Origin of the sequence: Brevibacillus ruminantium (assembly GCF_023746555.1) — a bacterium.
In the GTDB taxonomy this organism is placed as follows: domain Bacteria; phylum Bacillota; class Bacilli; order Brevibacillales; family Brevibacillaceae; genus Brevibacillus; species Brevibacillus ruminantium.
Genome location: NZ_CP098755.1, coordinates 504,946 through 519,608, shown reverse-complemented (window position 1 = coordinate 519,608; position 14,663 = coordinate 504,946). Strand labels below are relative to the sequence as shown.

Here is a 14,663-nt window from a genome sequence, read left to right as displayed (position 1 = left end):
GGTTCGGGCCAGATGACGCAAATCCTCCAGCAAAAAGGACACAACCCGAAGATGCAAACCGGGCTGTGTCCTCTTTTTTCTTTATGCCTGCTACAGCTTCTCAATCACCTTATCCACGATCCCGTAAGCCAGTGATTCCTCTGCTCCCATGAAATTATCCCTGTCTGCATCCCGCTCGATCTTTTCCAGCGGCTGTCCCGTGTGTTTGGCCATAATCTCATACAAGTGGTGGCGCTGGCGCAAAATCCGGTCAGCCTGAATCTTGATGTCGCTGGCCTGTCCTTGGCTCCCGCCCCAGGGCTGATGAATCATGATCTCGGCATTCGGCAGTGCATACCGTTTCCCGGCTGCACCTGCAAGTAGCAAAAAGGAGCCCATCGAAGCGGCCATTCCGATGCAGATCGTGGAGACATCCGGCTTGATGAACTGCATGGTATCGTATATTGCCATGCCTGCGGTAATCGAACCGCCAGGAGAATGGATATACAAGTGAATATCCTTTTCCGGGTCCTCAGCTGTCAGGAAAAGCATCTGGGCCACGACTGCATTGGCTACCTGATCATCAATGGCACTGCCCAAAAAGATGATGCGGTCTTTTAACAACCGCGAGTAAATATCATAGGAACGCTCTCCGTAACTGGTTGATTCAACAACTACCGGTATCAAATTCATCGGTATGCCTCCTTTTAATGGATGGTTAGGTGTTCACCGCTCTTGTTTATGCAGCCAGTCTCATACCCAGCATGGCAGAAGGGGCTGCCTGCGGGGACCGCTGCTGTTTGGTCTCAAAGCCTGACGAGACGATGCGGACAGTAGCCGGTCTTTCCGTAGGACCCACTGTCCAGCTGCTCACAGTAGCTTCCTGCTCCACGCGTCTTGTATTGTGGCGGACAGCATCATTTTCCCAGATGACGACCGCCTGTTTTTGCAGCTTCTCAATCATTGTTCTTCTCCTCCTTGAACGGGCTTCGGATACAAAGCCAAAACGACTTGATACGAGGCTGCTCCTGTGTCCGCAGACTGGTATTTCTCCACGAGCCGGTTGACCAACTGCACATACTCCTGGACAAAAGCACTCCGCTGCTCACTGCTGCCCAACCGGATCAGCGCATCCAATGTAGCACTGGGAATCTCCTCCTGCTGATCTGATTTTTCCAGAAGCACGAGTGCGTCCCGCTTGATTCGCTCGGCTGCCGTTACCAGGTGGGACAAAGAGCCCTGATCCTTGATGCGATCCACCGTTTCTTTGGGCCAGTTTAGCGTCTCTGACAGAATATAGGTGCGAGCGATGGCCTGATACAGCACTTCCACCAAATTCCGTACCTGACGTGTACCGACGCGGCGAACCAAGCCCACCTTTTCCAGCGCCTTCAAATGATAATTGACGCGCTGCGGGATTTCATTGATTTCGCGTGCCAGTTCTGCAGCGGAGGCTGGTTCAGTCAACCGGCCGAGAATTTCCGCACGCAGCGGATTGAGCAAGGCCATGGCCTGCTCCGGCAACTCCACCAGATACGATTCCAATACTTGTTGCTTCACCATAAACACCTCAGGAAATTTGTCATTCACGTAAAAACATTTTATTACGTTATGCTTGTCAATGTCAAATGTTTGGAAGTCAGAATCAAAAAACTTTTCCTCTTGCCGGATTGCCCTTTCCGATTTACAATGAGCAATACCAAGAACCACGGTTCTTGCAAGCGCTAAAAAAGGGGGGAAATCGCCATGGAAGAGTTTCTTCTTCTCCTGTCGCTGGATGATTTCTTCGCCTTGCTTTCCCTGTTTGCGGGCTTCTATACCTCTGTGGTCTTTATGCAGAGATATTACCGTCCGCAGTCGTTGCCCCTTCGATGGCGTAACATTGATACTTACGAACCCTCCATCAATCGCTGCTTGATCGAGACGTATCCAAGGGCGGCAAGGCAGCCGTATCGCAAGCACATCCTGCGATGCCTGTTGTATGTCGACAGCGATTGCGAAGGGTCTCCCCTCCTGTTTTCCGGCATGATGATTAGGTGATCAGTCGAAAAATAAGGAGGACGATTTGAATGGTAGCGAAATTTATCGGTGAAGCACTGTTGTATGTGGTTGCACTTCCGTTGCTCGGGTATCAGACGATAGAAGGTCTGCATGCTCTTGCAGATGTCTTCGCCCAAATGTCCGACTATATGTACTGGAAATAAGCACAGAACGCCTGACCGTATGACTGCGGTCAGGCTTTTTTTGGAGGATATCCATGTTTTTCTACAAAAAAAGTACGAAAAAAGCGTTTACAACCCTCCTTTACTACGTTATAATCAACTCATAATTAAAAACGTACGAAATTTTAGGAGGAGCCTGTCACCAGTGGCTTTCTTTTGCCTTTTTTCGGCAAAGGAGCTAGTGGTGGCAGGCTTTTTTTGTTTCTTTGCTTTTGCCACATTATTTAGAAAAAGGTGGGGATACCGTATGCTAATCTTACAACTGGCTATCATCTTGCTCGCTTCCAAAATCGCCGGAGACATCAGTGCGCGCTTGGGGCAGCCCTCCGTTCTCGGCAAATTGCTGATCGGGATCATCCTGGGCCCGTCTGTTCTGGGCTTGGTCAATGATACGGAGATTTTGAAGGAAATCAGTCAAATCGGTGTCATCCTGCTGATGTTTATCGCTGGATTGGAAACAGATATCGACGAGTTCAAACGCACCGGAAAGGCTTCCATGAATGTCGGCATAGCCGGAATCATCGCTCCTCTTGCTCTGGGCTATGTCGCCGGTATGGTCATTGGTCTGCCGCCGTTTGAATCCGTATTCCTGGGTCTGTTGCTGTCTGCTACTTCTGTTAGTATTTCTGTCCAGGCGCTGAAAGAGCTGGGCAAATTAAAATCAAGGGAAGGCGCTACTATTCTGGGTGCCGCTGTCATCGACGATGTCGTCGTGATTCTCATTCTGGCGTTTGTGATGAGCTTTGCCGGAGGCGACGTCAATCTGGGAATGATCGTCCTGAAGAAAGTGCTCTTCTTTGGTATCGTCATCCTGTTGTCCTGGAAAGTGGTGCCGTGGGTTTTGCGGAAGTTCGCTCGCCTGCAGGTAACCGAATCTGTCGTAGCTTCTGCGCTGATCATCTGTTTCCTGTTTGCTTATCTGGCTGAATACACCGGGGTGGCCGCGATCATCGGCTCCTATATCGCGGGTATTGCCATCAGTCTGACCAAGTTCAAAGAGGAAGTCACGGAAAAGGTGGAAACCATCAGTTACAGCGTGTTTGTTCCGGTCTTTTTCACCTCAATTGGGGTATCTGCCCAATTCGCCGGGATCATCGACCATCTGTGGCTGATTATCAGCCTTAGCTTATTGGCAGTACTGACTAAATTCATTGGCGGTGCGTTTGGTGCGAAAATATCCGGCTTTGACTGGCGCAGCTCCTGGGGAATTGGTTCCGCGATGGTTTCCCGCGGAGAGGTGGCCTTGATCATCGCCTCGATCGGGCTGGAAGCAAAACTATTGGCACAGGACATGTTTGCCGTACTGATTGTCGTTGTTCTGGTCACTACCGTGGTGACGCCGCCGATGATGAAGATCTTCTTCTCCGAGAAAAAGACAAGGCCGGAAGAGCTCGCCTTGAGAAAAGAAGCGTAAAGACAGGCGGTCGTATTCACCGCCCCCCGTCATCTCCTTCATCTAAACAAAAACTCTCCTCCTGGACGCTCAGGGGAGAGTTTTTTGTGTAAAAAGATGTTACTTTGTTTCCCGATGAAGGGTATGCTTTTTCAGCCGGGGCGAGTATTTTCTCAGTTCCAGACGCTCCGGGTGATTCCGTTTATTTTTCGTGGTGATGTAGTTACGATCTCCTGTTTCTGTGCATTGCAACGTCACCTGCACACGCATGTCATACTCCTCCTTTTGTAGAAAATAGTGCTGGATCGAGCAGGCAGCGGGTCCCGGTTTTGCTTGCGGCCTTGCCCTAGACCAATGTCTCCACTACGGTGTCACTGGTTGGAAGCGGGTCGGGAAGTGTGCTCCAATCCCCTTGAAGCTCAACGTCCGTCAGCAGACAATCATCCAGCTCCCGCTCGATTCTCTCGCGATCCATCCCGATGCCGATAAAGACCAATTCATTTTGCCGATCCCCGTGCTGCCGGTCCCAAGTGCTGACCCACTCCGGATCTTCTGCCATAATCGCTGCCTTTTCCGGTTCAGGCAAAGCCGCTACCCAGTAGCCGGCAGCTCCGATTTCGATCGAAGTACCCGCCTGACTGAGGGTCATCGCCAGGTCATTGCGGGTCGCAATCCAGACAAAGCCTTTGGCCCGCACTACCTCTTCCGGCCAGTTCTCCAGCCATCTGCCCAAGCGCTCTGGATGAAACGGTGTCCGTCTGCGGTACACGAACGAAGAGATTCCGTATTCATCCGTTTCCGGCACATGCTCTCCCTGCTCCAGTTCTTTGATCCAGCCGGCAGAGCGGCTTGCCTTTTCAAAATCAAACAGACCGGTATTCAGAATATCCCGCGGATCGATCTTTCCACGGCTGGTGCGAATCAGCTTGGCTTCCGGCTGCAATTTGCGCAGGACGGCTTCCAGTTCGTTCAACTGATCCGGTTCGACGAGATCACATTTGTTGAGAATCAGCACATCACAAAATTCAATCTGGTTCATCAACAAATCGACAACGTCCCGGGTATCCTCATCCCCCGCCGCCTGCATCCGTTCCAGCAAGCTTTCACCAGAGGAGAAATCATGCCAAAAACGATTCGCATCCACCACGGTCACCATCGTATCAAGACGGCAGTAACGGGACAGATCGATCCCCATCTCTTCGTCGACGTATGTAAAGGTCTGGGCAACCGGGACAGGCTCCCCGATTCCGGTTGATTCGATCAGGATATAATCGTATTTTCCCTCTGTGGCCAGCCGCTCTACCTCTGTAAGCAAATCCTCCCGCAGGGTGCAGCAGATGCAGCCATTCGACATTTCGACGACCTTCTCCTCAACCCGAGAGAGTCCGCCGCCCTGGGCAATCAATTCTCCGTCCACATTCACTTCACTCAAATCGTTGACGATGACCGCCACTTTCATGCCCTCACGGTTATTCAGCACGTGATTCAGCATCGTGGTTTTCCCAGCACCCAAATAACCGCTCAGCACCGTTACCGGAATTCTTCTATCTGTCATGATCCGTACACTCCCTGAACAAATATAAATCGTATTGATTACGATTTAAATACTATCCTAACCCGACTCTTCATCCGAGTCAAGACAAATCGTAAGCATTACGATTAAAAGGCAAGCGCTGTCATTCTCTGCATATTTTTGTGAGAGATTATAAACATTTAGTTAGAACAACCAAAAAATACTGAATTATTCGCACATTTTTTGGTTGCGCTGCCACATGCAAAAACCTGTTCCACTTCTGTATATTCATGGTACCATTCCAGGAAATGCGGGGAATTCTGATGAGCTCATTTTCCTTTTTACAGGACGGTTTTTTGACGAGATTGTACAACTTCTGCATGAAGAGACTGGCCAGCATATCAATATTATGGGCGAAGGCGGCTTGATTCTCTCTTCGACACGCCCGGAACGTATCGGGACGATCCACGAAGCTGGAAAATCGGAGGGCCGAAAACAAGAGAGGTGCCCCTTCTGTCTTCACCAGACAGGAGGAAGCACCTTCTCTTTTTTATTGCGTACCTTATTCGCCGGCTGGCACCGCCTTTTGCACGGCGAATCCGACCCCGTGAGTATCCGTCACGACCTTGTAGGCCTGCGGGTTATTCAGCTCTGCCTGGTCAATCAAGACCACCGGGTGGCTATCCTTCCAGCTGATCGCGCTGTACACATTGCCATGTTCGGTTGGAATCGTTACGAGAATGTTCTTGCCCCCATCCTGATTAACAGGACCGATGCTCAGCTTTGGCAAGACTCCTTTATCCATGGCACCGACGGACGCATGGGTCTGCTGTTTTGTTTTCCCGTCCAGGACGACGATGTGGAGGTTTTCCGCCGGCAGCCCCAGGTATAGGCCGGGTTTGTCGCCAATCAGCAGGACGTGATCTCTGATTCCATCCCCCGTAACATCGGCGTACTTGGTATCCAGTACAAAGGTAATATCTGTAAACATGCTAAACCCGTTGTTGATGAACACGTCTAAAGAGGGCATGTTGTCTGAATCACCCGAAGTTACCGTCAAACTGACGAGCTCCGCCTTCTGATCCTTGACTGACCACACGCTCGTGGCGTTGGCAATCCGATTCTCTCCATTTATCCCCCAAATTATCTGTCTGCCTACGTAATGAATCGATCCATCTATCGCCCGGTAAGGGATCAGCTCTACCAGCTGCTCCGCAAAGCCGTTCGTTGGTTTTTTCAATCTCCCTTGGGCATCATAGATTCCTCTAAGCAAGTACTCTTCCCTGCTTGGCGTCAAATCCACCCAGGTTGTTTTTCTCGTCTTGTTGTCCGTCACTTTGGCCCGAAAGCCATCCATGAATTGTATGCTAAACAAAATGGTCTGCTCCGGTAAAATACGTACGATGCTGGCAGGCTTCTGCAGTTTTTCTTCTGCTCGTACAGGGACACCCGTCCAGGCAGAGGTTGTCGTGATAAGGACGCCCAAAACGGCTGCCCAGAATGATCGATGCCATGCTTTCATGCTCTCTTCCTCCCTTATTCTCCATGCTTCTTCTCTGTATCTCCCGCTGTCATTGGAAACAGGCCTTGGAGTGGCGCTGCTGCATGCCATGTGTTCTCTCATACATAAACGGAGTTTTTCCGCGAATAGTTGCAAAAAGAAGCCTTTCTCAGCCTGTACTTTTTTGGAAATTCTGATTCTCTATTTTTACCGGTTTGCAACAACTTCGCCCATCTGGCAAGCTACAATAAAAGAAAAGGAAATGATCCCTCTCGATAAGCACCAACAGAAAGGAACGAATAGACAGATGAAAAAACTTGGGCTGTCTCTCGCTATCCTGTCTGTCATTTTGACAGGCGGATGCGGTTTTACGGATACTCCCACTGAGTTGATGCGGGCTCCTGCCGCCGACGGCAATCAGCAGTCGATCAACCAAGCAGTGATGCAATTCCTTCCCCCTGGCTCACAGTTGACCGTACCCTTACATCCGGAGGAATCCAGTGCTGTGTCCCTGCAGGATTTGACCGGAGACGGTTCACCTGAGGTGATCGCCTTTTACAAAACGGAAAAAACCGACTACGAGATTGGCGTACTGGTCTTGACGCAAAGCGGGGGAAACTGGAAAAAGGCAGCTTCTTTCTCCGGGATCGGTCGTGAGCTGGACTATGTGCAATATGTTGATTTGACCGGGGACGGAATCCCGGAAATGCTGATTGGCTGGGGTGGAGGCGACGGCCTGAACAAAGAGTTGTCCGTCTATTCGTTTAAAGAAAACACACCGCAGGAACTGCTGAAGCAGTCGTACACCGTCATGGCTGTTGGCGATCTCATCGGGGATGAGCAGCAAGAGCTGACATTGATTATCCATGATCACAGCAGCCTCACCTCCAAGGCAGAGGTGTACGGAGCGACAGACAACACCCTAACCAAATGGACGGAAATTTCACTGGAAGGCAGTATAAACGGCTACGAAAAAGCCATCATCGGGAAAGCCTCCGCCACAACAAAAGGGATCTTTATCGAGGCCGGACTGGGCGCACATTCGGCGATGACGGAGCTGTTGATTTTCGACGACGGCCATTTGCGTCGTCCCCTGGCAAATCTCGGCGAGGAAAACCCGACCTTCAAGCCCTATTCCTTGTACAGTGAAGACATCAACGGCGATGGGATTATCGAGATCGGCATTCATACCCAGCCTCCAGGTACCGATGATCTGTCCATGGCGGAAATCCCCTGGATTGCCTCCTATTATCAATGGGACGGGGGAACCGGACTTACGCATGTCGAAGATCACTTTCAAAGCTATAACCTCGGCTTTGATTTCCGCATCCCGGAAAAATGGAAGGACAAATTCACCGTCGAACGAAACCCTGATCCGGGGGTAAACGTTGTCCATATGGTTTATAACGGCCAAAATGGAGAGAACAAGGCGACCCTGCTGACGTTCCAGATGATTCCCCAACAGGAATGGGCCAAGATGGAAAAGTCTTTTGAAGGCAAACAGACTCCTTATCTGGTATTGTCAGAAGCAAGCAAGAAAGTTCTGGTCGCCATTCAACCGCAAAAACCCGGTAATCTGAGTGGAGCTGCCCTGCGGGAGTACAATTCCTTGCTGCTCACCACAGATGAGATCAGGCAGTTGTTCCGGCCGTTAAAAATGCCGTTGTAACATCGGCCGATTCGGTTTTGTAAGGAGACGTCAATCATGAAAGTGTTGCTGTTGGAAGATGAAAAGTCGATCCGCGATTTCGTCAGAATCAATCTCAAGCGTCACGACTGCGAGGTGATCGAGGCTTCCTCCGGTGAAGAGGCTTTGGAGATCGCAGATAGGCAAACCGATATTGAGATTGCCATCCTCGATGTGATGCTCCCGGGCATCGATGGTTTTGAGGTATGTGACCGGCTGCGCCGCAAATACCCGCGCATGGGAATTATCATGCTGACCGCCAAAAGTCAGGAGCAGGACAAGGTCATGGGGCTGGAGTACGGAGCGGATGACTACGTGGTCAAGCCCTTTAGTCCGACGGAGCTTTTGGCCCGCGTGAAAGCATTGCATCGCAGGCTGACCGCCCTTGACGTGAAAGCGGAGGAACCGCATGTGATTGACATTCCCCCCTTTCAATTGCTGCTGGACGAAAGAAAGCTGGTCAAACAGAAACAAGAGATTGATCTCACGCCGAAAGAGTTTGCCATCCTGAAGCTGCTGGCGGAAAACGCCAACAAGGCCATCAGCAGGGATGATATTTTGACAGAGGTGTGGGGCCAGTTTTACGTCGGCGATCTGAAAGTGGTGGATGTCAATATTCGCCGCATCCGTCAAAAGATCGAGGATGATCCCGCCCACCCTGCCTATGTGGAAACCGTCTGGGGCTACGGCTATCTCTGGAGAAAGGAAAGCACCGATGAAGGGAATTAGAGCACGGCTGATTATCCATTTTGGATTGATCTTGCTCTTGATCGTCCTTCTGTTGGAAGGATTGTTTTACTGGGCCGTGCACACCTATTACTTTGGAACTGCCACGGAAACACTCGTCACCCGATCCGTAACCTTCACCAATTTTGTTAACAAGTATGCGGGCGGCTATGGGCTCAAAGACAAGTCCCGCTACATCCTGGAGAATGTCTCCAAAGAGGAAAATGCGAAGATTGAAGTCCTCGCGCTGGACGGGAGAGTACTGCTGAATTCATACGGCTTCCAGACAGCCGAAGTGATCGGCACGCCAGATGTCTCTTCTGCCTTGCAAACGGGCATGGGCTTGTACGTCGGCAAAGCCCCGCAGACAAAGGAGCGCGTGATCGCTGTTTCCAATCCCCTCACGTATCTGGGGGATCATGTCGGCGTATTGCGCTATTCCATCTCGGCAGAGCCGCTCTACGCTGCCGTGAACCGTATCGCTATGTACGGAGCGGGCGTCGGCTTGATCGTCGTCGTATTTGCCTTTGCGCTCAGCTTGATCATCGCCAACCGCATCGTCGGTCCCATTCAGGATTTGACTCGCGCAGCCACCCAAATGGCGACCGGCAATTTCTCCACGCGCGCCAAGAAACAATTCGATGATGAGGTCGGTACGCTGGCCGAAACCTTTAACTACATGGCGGAAGAAATCGGCAAAAACGAGGAAATGAAAAATGACTTTATCTCTTCCGTTTCCCACGAGCTGCGTACGCCGCTTACGTCGATCAAGGGCTGGGGAGAAACCCTGATTTCCGGCGGGCTCGAAGATAAAGAGGAGACGATGCTGGGACTGGAAGTGATCTCCAAAGAAACGGACCGTTTAATCGGGCTGGTCGAAGAACTTCTCGATTTTTCCAAATTTCAATCCGGTGAACTGCGGCTGCATGTCGAAAGGCTGGATCTTCGCGATATCCTGGAGGATGTGCGGATTCAGTTTACTGTTCGCGCCCAGGAGAAAAATGTGGACTTTGATGTCCAAATTCCCTCAGCTCCTCTGCCTGTTTCGGTTGATCCCAATCGAATGAAGCAGATTTTCGTAAACTTGCTGGACAATGCCTTTAAATTTACTCCCGGCGGCGGCTCCGTTCAGGTGTCCTGCCAAACGGACCAAAGCCATGTGCGGGTCTTCGTTCGCGACACCGGTGATGGCATTTCCCCGTCAGACATGCCCCGCATCACGGAGAGATTTTACAAAGGCCAATCCAAACAGCCGGGAAGCGGCCTGGGCTTGTCTATCTGCCGGGAACTCATTCATTTGCATAAAGGCCAGTTTCACATCGATAGCACGCAGGGAACAGGAACAACCGTCTCCGTCGAGCTTCCTCTCGCCCAGAGCCTGCCATCATCGTAAGGAAAACCTCTATCAAAGCTACGTCCAACAGGAAAAAGTAAAAAGAACACCCGGCACTGCGGGTGTTCCTCCTCATCGAGGGTTTGATCAGAAACTGTTTTCAATAACCAGCTCATCCAGTCCAAAGCGCGATGTGGGGTGAGCCGGTACACTCGCCTTGCCCACAGTGATGATCATCGATGGCAGATAGCGGCCGGGAATGTTGAATGCCTGGATCAGCGCATCCCGGTCAAACCCTCCCATGGGGCATGTGTCATAACCTTTGGCCTTCGCTGCCAGCATGAGCTGCATGGCGGCCAGAGAAGAATTGCGAATGGCTTCATCCCGGGCGAGCTGCGGATTGTCACGATACGCATTTTCGATTTGAGCTACCAGCGTATCACGCACCTGCTCGTTCACGAGGCCCTTGGCAAGCGAATCATTGTAAATCGGCAGCGCAGATTTGTCTGCCTCCAGATCTGCCAAAATCACAATCACGGCTGGGGCATCTACGACCTGCTGTTGTCCATAGGCAATCGGCAGCAGGCGCTCCTTGTGGGTCTGATCTGTCACGACCAGGAACCGCCAGTGTTGAAGGTTCCAGGAGGATGGGGCTGTAGCCGCCAACCGAAGGATTTCGTTCAGTACTCCCCGAGGGATCGCTTGGCTCGCATCGTATTTGCGTACACTGTGACGTGCTTCCATCACTTGTTCCGTGGTAAGTTTGACTTCTGTTTGCATGAGACATCCTCCTCGTCACTTCTAAGATGAATAGCGCTAACACTCACTTTACTATAGTTACAAACGGGATTTCCACCCCGAATGTTGCTTGAAATTCAGCTAGAATCAAAAATCATTGCTTACAGTGTTCGGTAATCAGGGGTTTTTCATGCAGCCCCCTATCTATTCTTAGCGGGAGGTTTTTTATGCCGTTTTCTGAAAAAGTTGTCGTCGTCACAGGTGCAGGACAAGGCATCGGTTATGCGATTGCAGCCATGTACACAGCGCGCGGGGCGAGAGTTTGTATCGCGGAAAAGAATCCGGAGCTGGGAGAGAAGGCCGCAGCCAGGATTGCCAAGACGGGCGGACATGTCTTTTTTCAACAGACAGATGTCAGCAAGCCCAAAGATATCATCCGGTTGATGGAAGAGGTGGCCGAACGGTGGGGGCATTTGGACATTCTGGTCAACAACGCCGGCGTCTCCAGGTGGAAATCCCCATATGAGCTGTCCGTTGAGGAATGGGATGATGTCATCCATACCAATCTGCGCAGCGTCTTTCTCTGCTCACGCGAAGCTGCCCTGCTGATGCGCAGAACCGGCGGCGGCGCTATCGTCAATCTCTCCTCGACGCGTGCCCATATGTCTGAGCCCCACTCCGAAGCATACGCCGCTTCGAAGGGCGGCATTTTATCACTGACCCACGCTCTGGCCCTCTCACTCAGCCCCGACCGGATCAGAGTGAACGCCATCTCACCCGGTTGGATTGAAACCGGCGATGAAGAAGCCCTCCGCCCGCAGGACCATGAGCAGCACCCGGCCGGACGCGTGGGCAAGCCCGATGACGTAGCCCGTGCCTGCCTGTTTTTGACCGATGACGAGAACGATTTCATGACAGGGACAGAGCTTGTTCTGGACGGCGGCATGACGCGAAAAATGATCTATCAGCTTTGAGGAGAATCGTATACTTCTACCTCTATCGCGTTAGCGAAAGTAAACTTTCTGAAGGTACAAGAAAGCCACTCGGTACAAAGGCCGAGTGGCTTTTTTACATGTCAGATGATCGATGCGCCGCCTACCAGGTGCGGAATGGCGGAGATCCAGGCGGGTTATGCGTAAGCTGCTCGGCAATCGGCAAGCCGTATGCCAGAACACAGAGGAGAACGAGGACTCCCAACCAAACCGGCCAGCGCTCGAGGATTTTCGGTGTATGCTGCTCGGTTTCTGTCTCCGCAGTCGGGTATTCCGTATTTCCTTTTGGAGCGAAGAAAGTCAGATAGCCCAGGATCAGAATCAGCAGAATCGCTGCTACGAACAGAAGTCCGCCGCCAAAGGCCATCACGCGCTGATAATCCAACCAGCCTACGGCCAGCGGGTGATCCATGTAAGTGGTGAAACTGGTACGGCGCGGAGAGCCCTGCAGACCCAGGTAATGCATCGCGTAGGACATCAGGAACATTCCCACCGACCAGAATACGGTTTGCACCATTCCCATCCGGTTCGCGGTCGGTGTCAGAGTGCGGCCAGTCAGTACAGGAATCAGCCAGAAGCTGACACCGAAGAAGGTGAGAGCGACAGCGGCACCCACGGTAATATGGAAGTGACCGGTGATAAAAATCGTATTGTGAACGACTGCGTTCATCTGGTTACTTGCGTTGATGATTCCACCCGCACCTGCCGGGATGAAGAAGAGCATTCCGACAAAGGGGGCAAAGAAGCGAACATCGGACCAAGGCAGCTTTTTGAACCAGCCAAACAGCCCTACTCCACCTTTTTTACGGCCGGTTGTCTCGAAGGTAGCGAACATCGAGAAAGCCGTCATAAGTGAAGGCACTACGACGATCAGCGTCAAAATAACGTGGATCATTTTCCAGCCGGGAGAGATACCGGGCTCCATGAGCTGATGGTGGAAGCCGACCGGCATGGAGAACAGAAGCAGCGAGATGAAAGCCAGGCGAGCCAGCGAATCACTGAATACATGTCCGCCGATAATCCGCGGGACGCATACATACCAGGCGATGTACGCAGGCATCAGCCAGAAGTACACGAGTGGATGACCGAAGAACCAGAACAAGGTACGGCTCAGCATAATGTTGATGCTCGACGTCCAGCCCAGCGACCACGGAATCAGCTGAAAGAGAACCTCTACAGCCACCGGAATGGTTGCGATCAGCCACAGGACAAAGGTCGTCACCGACATGAAGACGAACAAGGGAGACATTTTTCCTCTGTTTTCCCGTCTCCATTTACGGTAGCTGCTGAAGACGGCGAAGCCGCCAAACCAGCTTCCGACGACCAGCAACGCTGCTCCGATGTAAAAGAACGGAGATGCCTTCAACGGCGCGTAAAAGGTATAGAGAACCGATGCGTCATTCGTTACGATGGTCACGACCGCCATCGCGGTCCCAACTGTCATCAGAATCCAGCCGATCCAGCCAAGTCCGAGCGCAGTACCGTGCAAGGACCCTCCCGTTGTTTTGGCAACTCCGGACAGCAGGAATCCGACGATAAAAAATGTGGTAAAAATGAGTGCCATCAAGACCCCATGTGCGGTCAAAATCTGATAATAGTTGGTCCAGCTCGGCAGCTCAATGAGTCCGCCGCGCACCATGCCTTGCAGCATTCCAGCCAGTGCGGCCAGCCCGAAAGCTGCGTATGCAACCCAAATGTATGCCAGACTGAGACGAGCAGACGGACGATCCACCTGCGCCTTTCCCATATGTGTTTGCATCATATCGAAATCACCTGCCTTATTTTACAATAATGGTTGTCGCCATCACCTGGTGGCCGGCGCCGCAGTATTCATTGCAAAGGATCAAGTATTCACCAGGTTTTTCAAAGGTGTACGACGCGGAGTTGATATGCCCCGGCATTACCATGAAGTTGACGTTTGTACCCGGTATTTGAAATCCATGAACCACGTCGGGGCTGGTTACGTGAAAATTCACCTTTGCCCCTGCCGGAACTTCCATCTTATTGGGGTTGAAGCCAAAAGCAAACGCCGTCATGTAAGCATCGTACTCCGTGTCACTGATCTTTTTCAGACCAGGATTGTCAAACGGAGGTGTCTCCGATACTTTCGTCGGGTCGATCATTTCCATGTTGCTCGGAGGGGCCATACCCATTGCGAAGGCGTTCACACAAAGCAGCACAATAAACAGCGCCAGGCCTCCTGCCCCCAGAATCAGCCAGATTTTTTCGTAACGGTGCAGATGCATCGTTTCACAACCTCCCTCTCTTCCCTGCTATGCACGATCCAGGAATAATCCGAATACACCAAACCAACTTAGGAGTATGATAGCGCCAACCAGTAATACAGCGATAAATGTCCCTTTCAGGTCCTGCGATTCAGGCTTCAGTTTCTTTGCCTCTTCGAGTTGACGCTGTGTTTCTGTCTTTGTCTCCACGGCTCTCTCCTCCTTTCCCGATACCGTACGAGCTGTTCCTTTTTACGACTTCATTCTACTCTCTGGCGGCTTGCACTGTAATTCAGGGAAAACCCCTAAAAACCCCCGGGAACCTCCTGATATTCCCTAATTCCTGACACATTT

The 14,663-nt window shown here is 51.6% G+C and carries 17 protein-coding genes and 1 pseudogene; 8 read left to right on the top strand and 10 right to left on the bottom strand.

Annotated elements, in window-relative coordinates; all coding sequences use genetic code 11:
* Window positions 1-90: 90 nt before the first annotated feature.
* Genes clpP through NDK47_RS02720 form a run of 3 tightly spaced genes read right to left on the bottom strand, consistent with a single transcriptional unit; the run spans window position 91 to window position 1,542 of the window.
* Window positions 91-672: an ATP-dependent Clp endopeptidase proteolytic subunit ClpP gene (gene clpP / locus NDK47_RS02730; protein WP_251873389.1), complete on the bottom strand. Its 582-nt coding sequence runs from the start codon at window positions 670-672 to the stop codon at window positions 91-93.
* A gap of 46 nt (window positions 673-718) precedes the next feature.
* The gene (locus NDK47_RS02725; protein ID WP_251873388.1) at window positions 719-943 is read right to left on the bottom strand and encodes a hypothetical protein; all 225 of its coding nucleotides are present in this window, start codon (window positions 941-943) and stop codon (window positions 719-721) included.
* Window positions 940-1,542: an ArsR/SmtB family transcription factor gene (locus NDK47_RS02720; protein ID WP_407653424.1), complete on the bottom strand. Its 603-nt coding sequence runs from the start codon at window positions 1,540-1,542 to the stop codon at window positions 940-942. Before NDK47_RS02720 ends, NDK47_RS02725 begins: the two co-directional genes overlap by 4 nt.
* Before the next feature lie 183 nt (window positions 1,543-1,725).
* On the opposite strand from NDK47_RS02720, the gene NDK47_RS02715 reads away from it, so the two are divergent.
* The 3 genes from NDK47_RS02715 to NDK47_RS02710 all read left to right on the top strand — a co-directional run bounded on the left by NDK47_RS02715 (window position 1,726) and on the right by NDK47_RS02710 (window position 3,615).
* Window positions 1,726-2,019, top strand: coding sequence for a hypothetical protein (locus NDK47_RS02715; RefSeq protein WP_251873385.1), 294 nt, complete (start codon window positions 1,726-1,728; stop codon window positions 2,017-2,019).
* A gap of 29 nt (window positions 2,020-2,048) precedes the next feature.
* The gene (locus NDK47_RS27615) at window positions 2,049-2,183 is read left to right on the top strand and encodes a hypothetical protein (RefSeq protein ID WP_256481327.1); all 135 of its coding nucleotides are present in this window, start codon (window positions 2,049-2,051) and stop codon (window positions 2,181-2,183) included.
* A 265-nt stretch (window positions 2,184-2,448) separates the two neighbouring features.
* Window positions 2,449-3,615, top strand: coding sequence for a cation:proton antiporter (locus NDK47_RS02710; protein WP_251873383.1), 1,167 nt, complete (start codon window positions 2,449-2,451; stop codon window positions 3,613-3,615).
* A 99-nt stretch (window positions 3,616-3,714) separates the two neighbouring features.
* Here the strand turns inward: NDK47_RS02710 and rpmG are convergent, their stop codons facing one another.
* Complete coding sequence (gene rpmG / locus NDK47_RS02705; protein ID WP_251873381.1) at window positions 3,715-3,864, bottom strand: 50S ribosomal protein L33; 150 nt, start codon at window positions 3,862-3,864, stop codon at window positions 3,715-3,717.
* Between the two features lie 76 nt (window positions 3,865-3,940).
* Window positions 3,941-5,149, bottom strand: coding sequence for a GTP-binding protein (locus NDK47_RS02700; protein WP_251873379.1), 1,209 nt, complete (start codon window positions 5,147-5,149; stop codon window positions 3,941-3,943).
* A 217-nt stretch (window positions 5,150-5,366) separates the two neighbouring features.
* On the opposite strand from NDK47_RS02700, the pseudogene NDK47_RS27765 reads away from it, so the two are divergent.
* A pseudogene (locus tag NDK47_RS27765) lies at window positions 5,367-5,531 on the top strand (hypothetical protein); the annotation flags it as partial.
* 138 nt (window positions 5,532-5,669) lie between these two features.
* On the opposite strand, the gene NDK47_RS02695 reads toward NDK47_RS27765, so the two are convergent.
* Window positions 5,670-6,629, bottom strand: coding sequence for a YybI family spore inner coat protein (locus tag NDK47_RS02695; RefSeq protein ID WP_251873378.1), 960 nt, complete (start codon window positions 6,627-6,629; stop codon window positions 5,670-5,672).
* Between the two features lie 286 nt (window positions 6,630-6,915).
* Here NDK47_RS02695 and NDK47_RS02690 point away from each other — a divergent pair, with 286 nt between their 5' ends.
* Genes NDK47_RS02690 through NDK47_RS02680 form a run of 3 tightly spaced genes read left to right on the top strand, consistent with a single transcriptional unit; the run spans window position 6,916 to window position 10,414 of the window.
* A complete protein-coding gene (locus NDK47_RS02690) occupies window positions 6,916-8,277 on the top strand; it encodes a VCBS repeat-containing protein (RefSeq protein WP_251873376.1) in 1,362 nt (453 codons plus the stop codon).
* Between the two features lie 36 nt (window positions 8,278-8,313).
* On the top strand, window positions 8,314-9,024 hold the full coding sequence (locus NDK47_RS02685; RefSeq protein WP_251873374.1) for a response regulator transcription factor: 711 nt from the start codon (window positions 8,314-8,316) through the stop codon (window positions 9,022-9,024).
* Window positions 9,011-10,414: a sensor histidine kinase gene (locus NDK47_RS02680; RefSeq protein WP_251873373.1), complete on the top strand. Its 1,404-nt coding sequence runs from the start codon at window positions 9,011-9,013 to the stop codon at window positions 10,412-10,414. The genes NDK47_RS02685 and NDK47_RS02680 overlap by 14 nt, the downstream gene beginning before the upstream one ends.
* 87 nt (window positions 10,415-10,501) lie before the next feature.
* On the opposite strand, the gene NDK47_RS02675 is transcribed toward NDK47_RS02680, so the two are convergent.
* Window positions 10,502-11,134, bottom strand: coding sequence for a nitroreductase family protein (locus tag NDK47_RS02675; protein ID WP_251873371.1), 633 nt, complete (start codon window positions 11,132-11,134; stop codon window positions 10,502-10,504).
* Between the two features lie 185 nt (window positions 11,135-11,319).
* On the opposite strand from NDK47_RS02675, the gene NDK47_RS02670 reads away from it, so the two are divergent.
* A complete protein-coding gene (locus NDK47_RS02670; protein ID WP_251873370.1) occupies window positions 11,320-12,066 on the top strand; it encodes an SDR family NAD(P)-dependent oxidoreductase in 747 nt (248 codons plus the stop codon).
* A gap of 121 nt (window positions 12,067-12,187) precedes the next feature.
* Here the strand turns inward: NDK47_RS02670 and NDK47_RS02665 are convergent, their stop codons facing one another.
* Genes NDK47_RS02665 through NDK47_RS02655 form a run of 3 tightly spaced genes read right to left on the bottom strand, consistent with a single transcriptional unit; the run spans window position 12,188 to window position 14,519 of the window.
* Window positions 12,188-13,846 carry a b(o/a)3-type cytochrome-c oxidase subunit 1 gene (locus NDK47_RS02665; protein WP_251873369.1) on the bottom strand — a complete coding sequence of 553 codons (1,659 nt, stop codon included), beginning with the start codon at window positions 13,844-13,846 and terminating at the stop codon, window positions 12,188-12,190.
* Between the two features lie 16 nt (window positions 13,847-13,862).
* Complete coding sequence (locus NDK47_RS02660; protein ID WP_251873368.1) at window positions 13,863-14,330, bottom strand: cytochrome c oxidase subunit II; 468 nt, start codon at window positions 14,328-14,330, stop codon at window positions 13,863-13,865.
* A gap of 27 nt (window positions 14,331-14,357) precedes the next feature.
* Window positions 14,358-14,519 carry a cytochrome c oxidase subunit 2A gene (locus NDK47_RS02655; RefSeq protein ID WP_251873367.1) on the bottom strand — a complete coding sequence of 54 codons (162 nt, stop codon included), beginning with the start codon at window positions 14,517-14,519 and terminating at the stop codon, window positions 14,358-14,360.
* Window positions 14,520-14,663: the final 144 nt, after the last annotated feature.

What these genes read in the sequence shown, in the direction of transcription:
- NDK47_RS02710 (WP_251873383.1), top strand. Translation starts at nt 2,449, where the DNA reads ATGCTAATCTTACAACTGGCTATCATCTTGCTCGCTTCCAAAATCGCC.
- NDK47_RS02675 (WP_251873371.1), bottom strand. Translation starts at nt 11,134, where the DNA reads ATGCAAACAGAAGTCAAACTTACCACGGAACAAGTGATGGAAGCACGT.
- NDK47_RS02725 (WP_251873388.1), bottom strand. Translation starts at nt 943, where the DNA reads ATGATTGAGAAGCTGCAAAAACAGGCGGTCGTCATCTGGGAAAATGAT.
- NDK47_RS02670 (WP_251873370.1), top strand. Translation starts at nt 11,320, where the DNA reads ATGCCGTTTTCTGAAAAAGTTGTCGTCGTCACAGGTGCAGGACAAGGC.
- NDK47_RS02690 (WP_251873376.1), top strand. Translation starts at nt 6,916, where the DNA reads ATGAAAAAACTTGGGCTGTCTCTCGCTATCCTGTCTGTCATTTTGACA.
- NDK47_RS02665 (WP_251873369.1), bottom strand. Translation starts at nt 13,846, where the DNA reads ATGATGCAAACACATATGGGAAAGGCGCAGGTGGATCGTCCGTCTGCT.
- NDK47_RS02685 (WP_251873374.1), top strand. Translation starts at nt 8,314, where the DNA reads ATGAAAGTGTTGCTGTTGGAAGATGAAAAGTCGATCCGCGATTTCGTC.
- NDK47_RS27615 (WP_256481327.1), top strand. Translation starts at nt 2,049, where the DNA reads ATGGTAGCGAAATTTATCGGTGAAGCACTGTTGTATGTGGTTGCACTT.
- NDK47_RS02715 (WP_251873385.1), top strand. Translation starts at nt 1,726, where the DNA reads ATGGAAGAGTTTCTTCTTCTCCTGTCGCTGGATGATTTCTTCGCCTTG.
- rpmG (WP_251873381.1), bottom strand. Translation starts at nt 3,864, where the DNA reads ATGCGTGTGCAGGTGACGTTGCAATGCACAGAAACAGGAGATCGTAAC.
- NDK47_RS02695 (WP_251873378.1), bottom strand. Translation starts at nt 6,629, where the DNA reads ATGAAAGCATGGCATCGATCATTCTGGGCAGCCGTTTTGGGCGTCCTT.
- clpP (WP_251873389.1), bottom strand. Translation starts at nt 672, where the DNA reads ATGAATTTGATACCGGTAGTTGTTGAATCAACCAGTTACGGAGAGCGT.
- NDK47_RS02720 (WP_407653424.1), bottom strand. Translation starts at nt 1,542, where the DNA reads ATGGTGAAGCAACAAGTATTGGAATCGTATCTGGTGGAGTTGCCGGAG.
- NDK47_RS02660 (WP_251873368.1), bottom strand. Translation starts at nt 14,330, where the DNA reads ATGCATCTGCACCGTTACGAAAAAATCTGGCTGATTCTGGGGGCAGGA.
- NDK47_RS02680 (WP_251873373.1), top strand. Translation starts at nt 9,011, where the DNA reads ATGAAGGGAATTAGAGCACGGCTGATTATCCATTTTGGATTGATCTTG.
- NDK47_RS02700 (WP_251873379.1), bottom strand. Translation starts at nt 5,149, where the DNA reads ATGACAGATAGAAGAATTCCGGTAACGGTGCTGAGCGGTTATTTGGGT.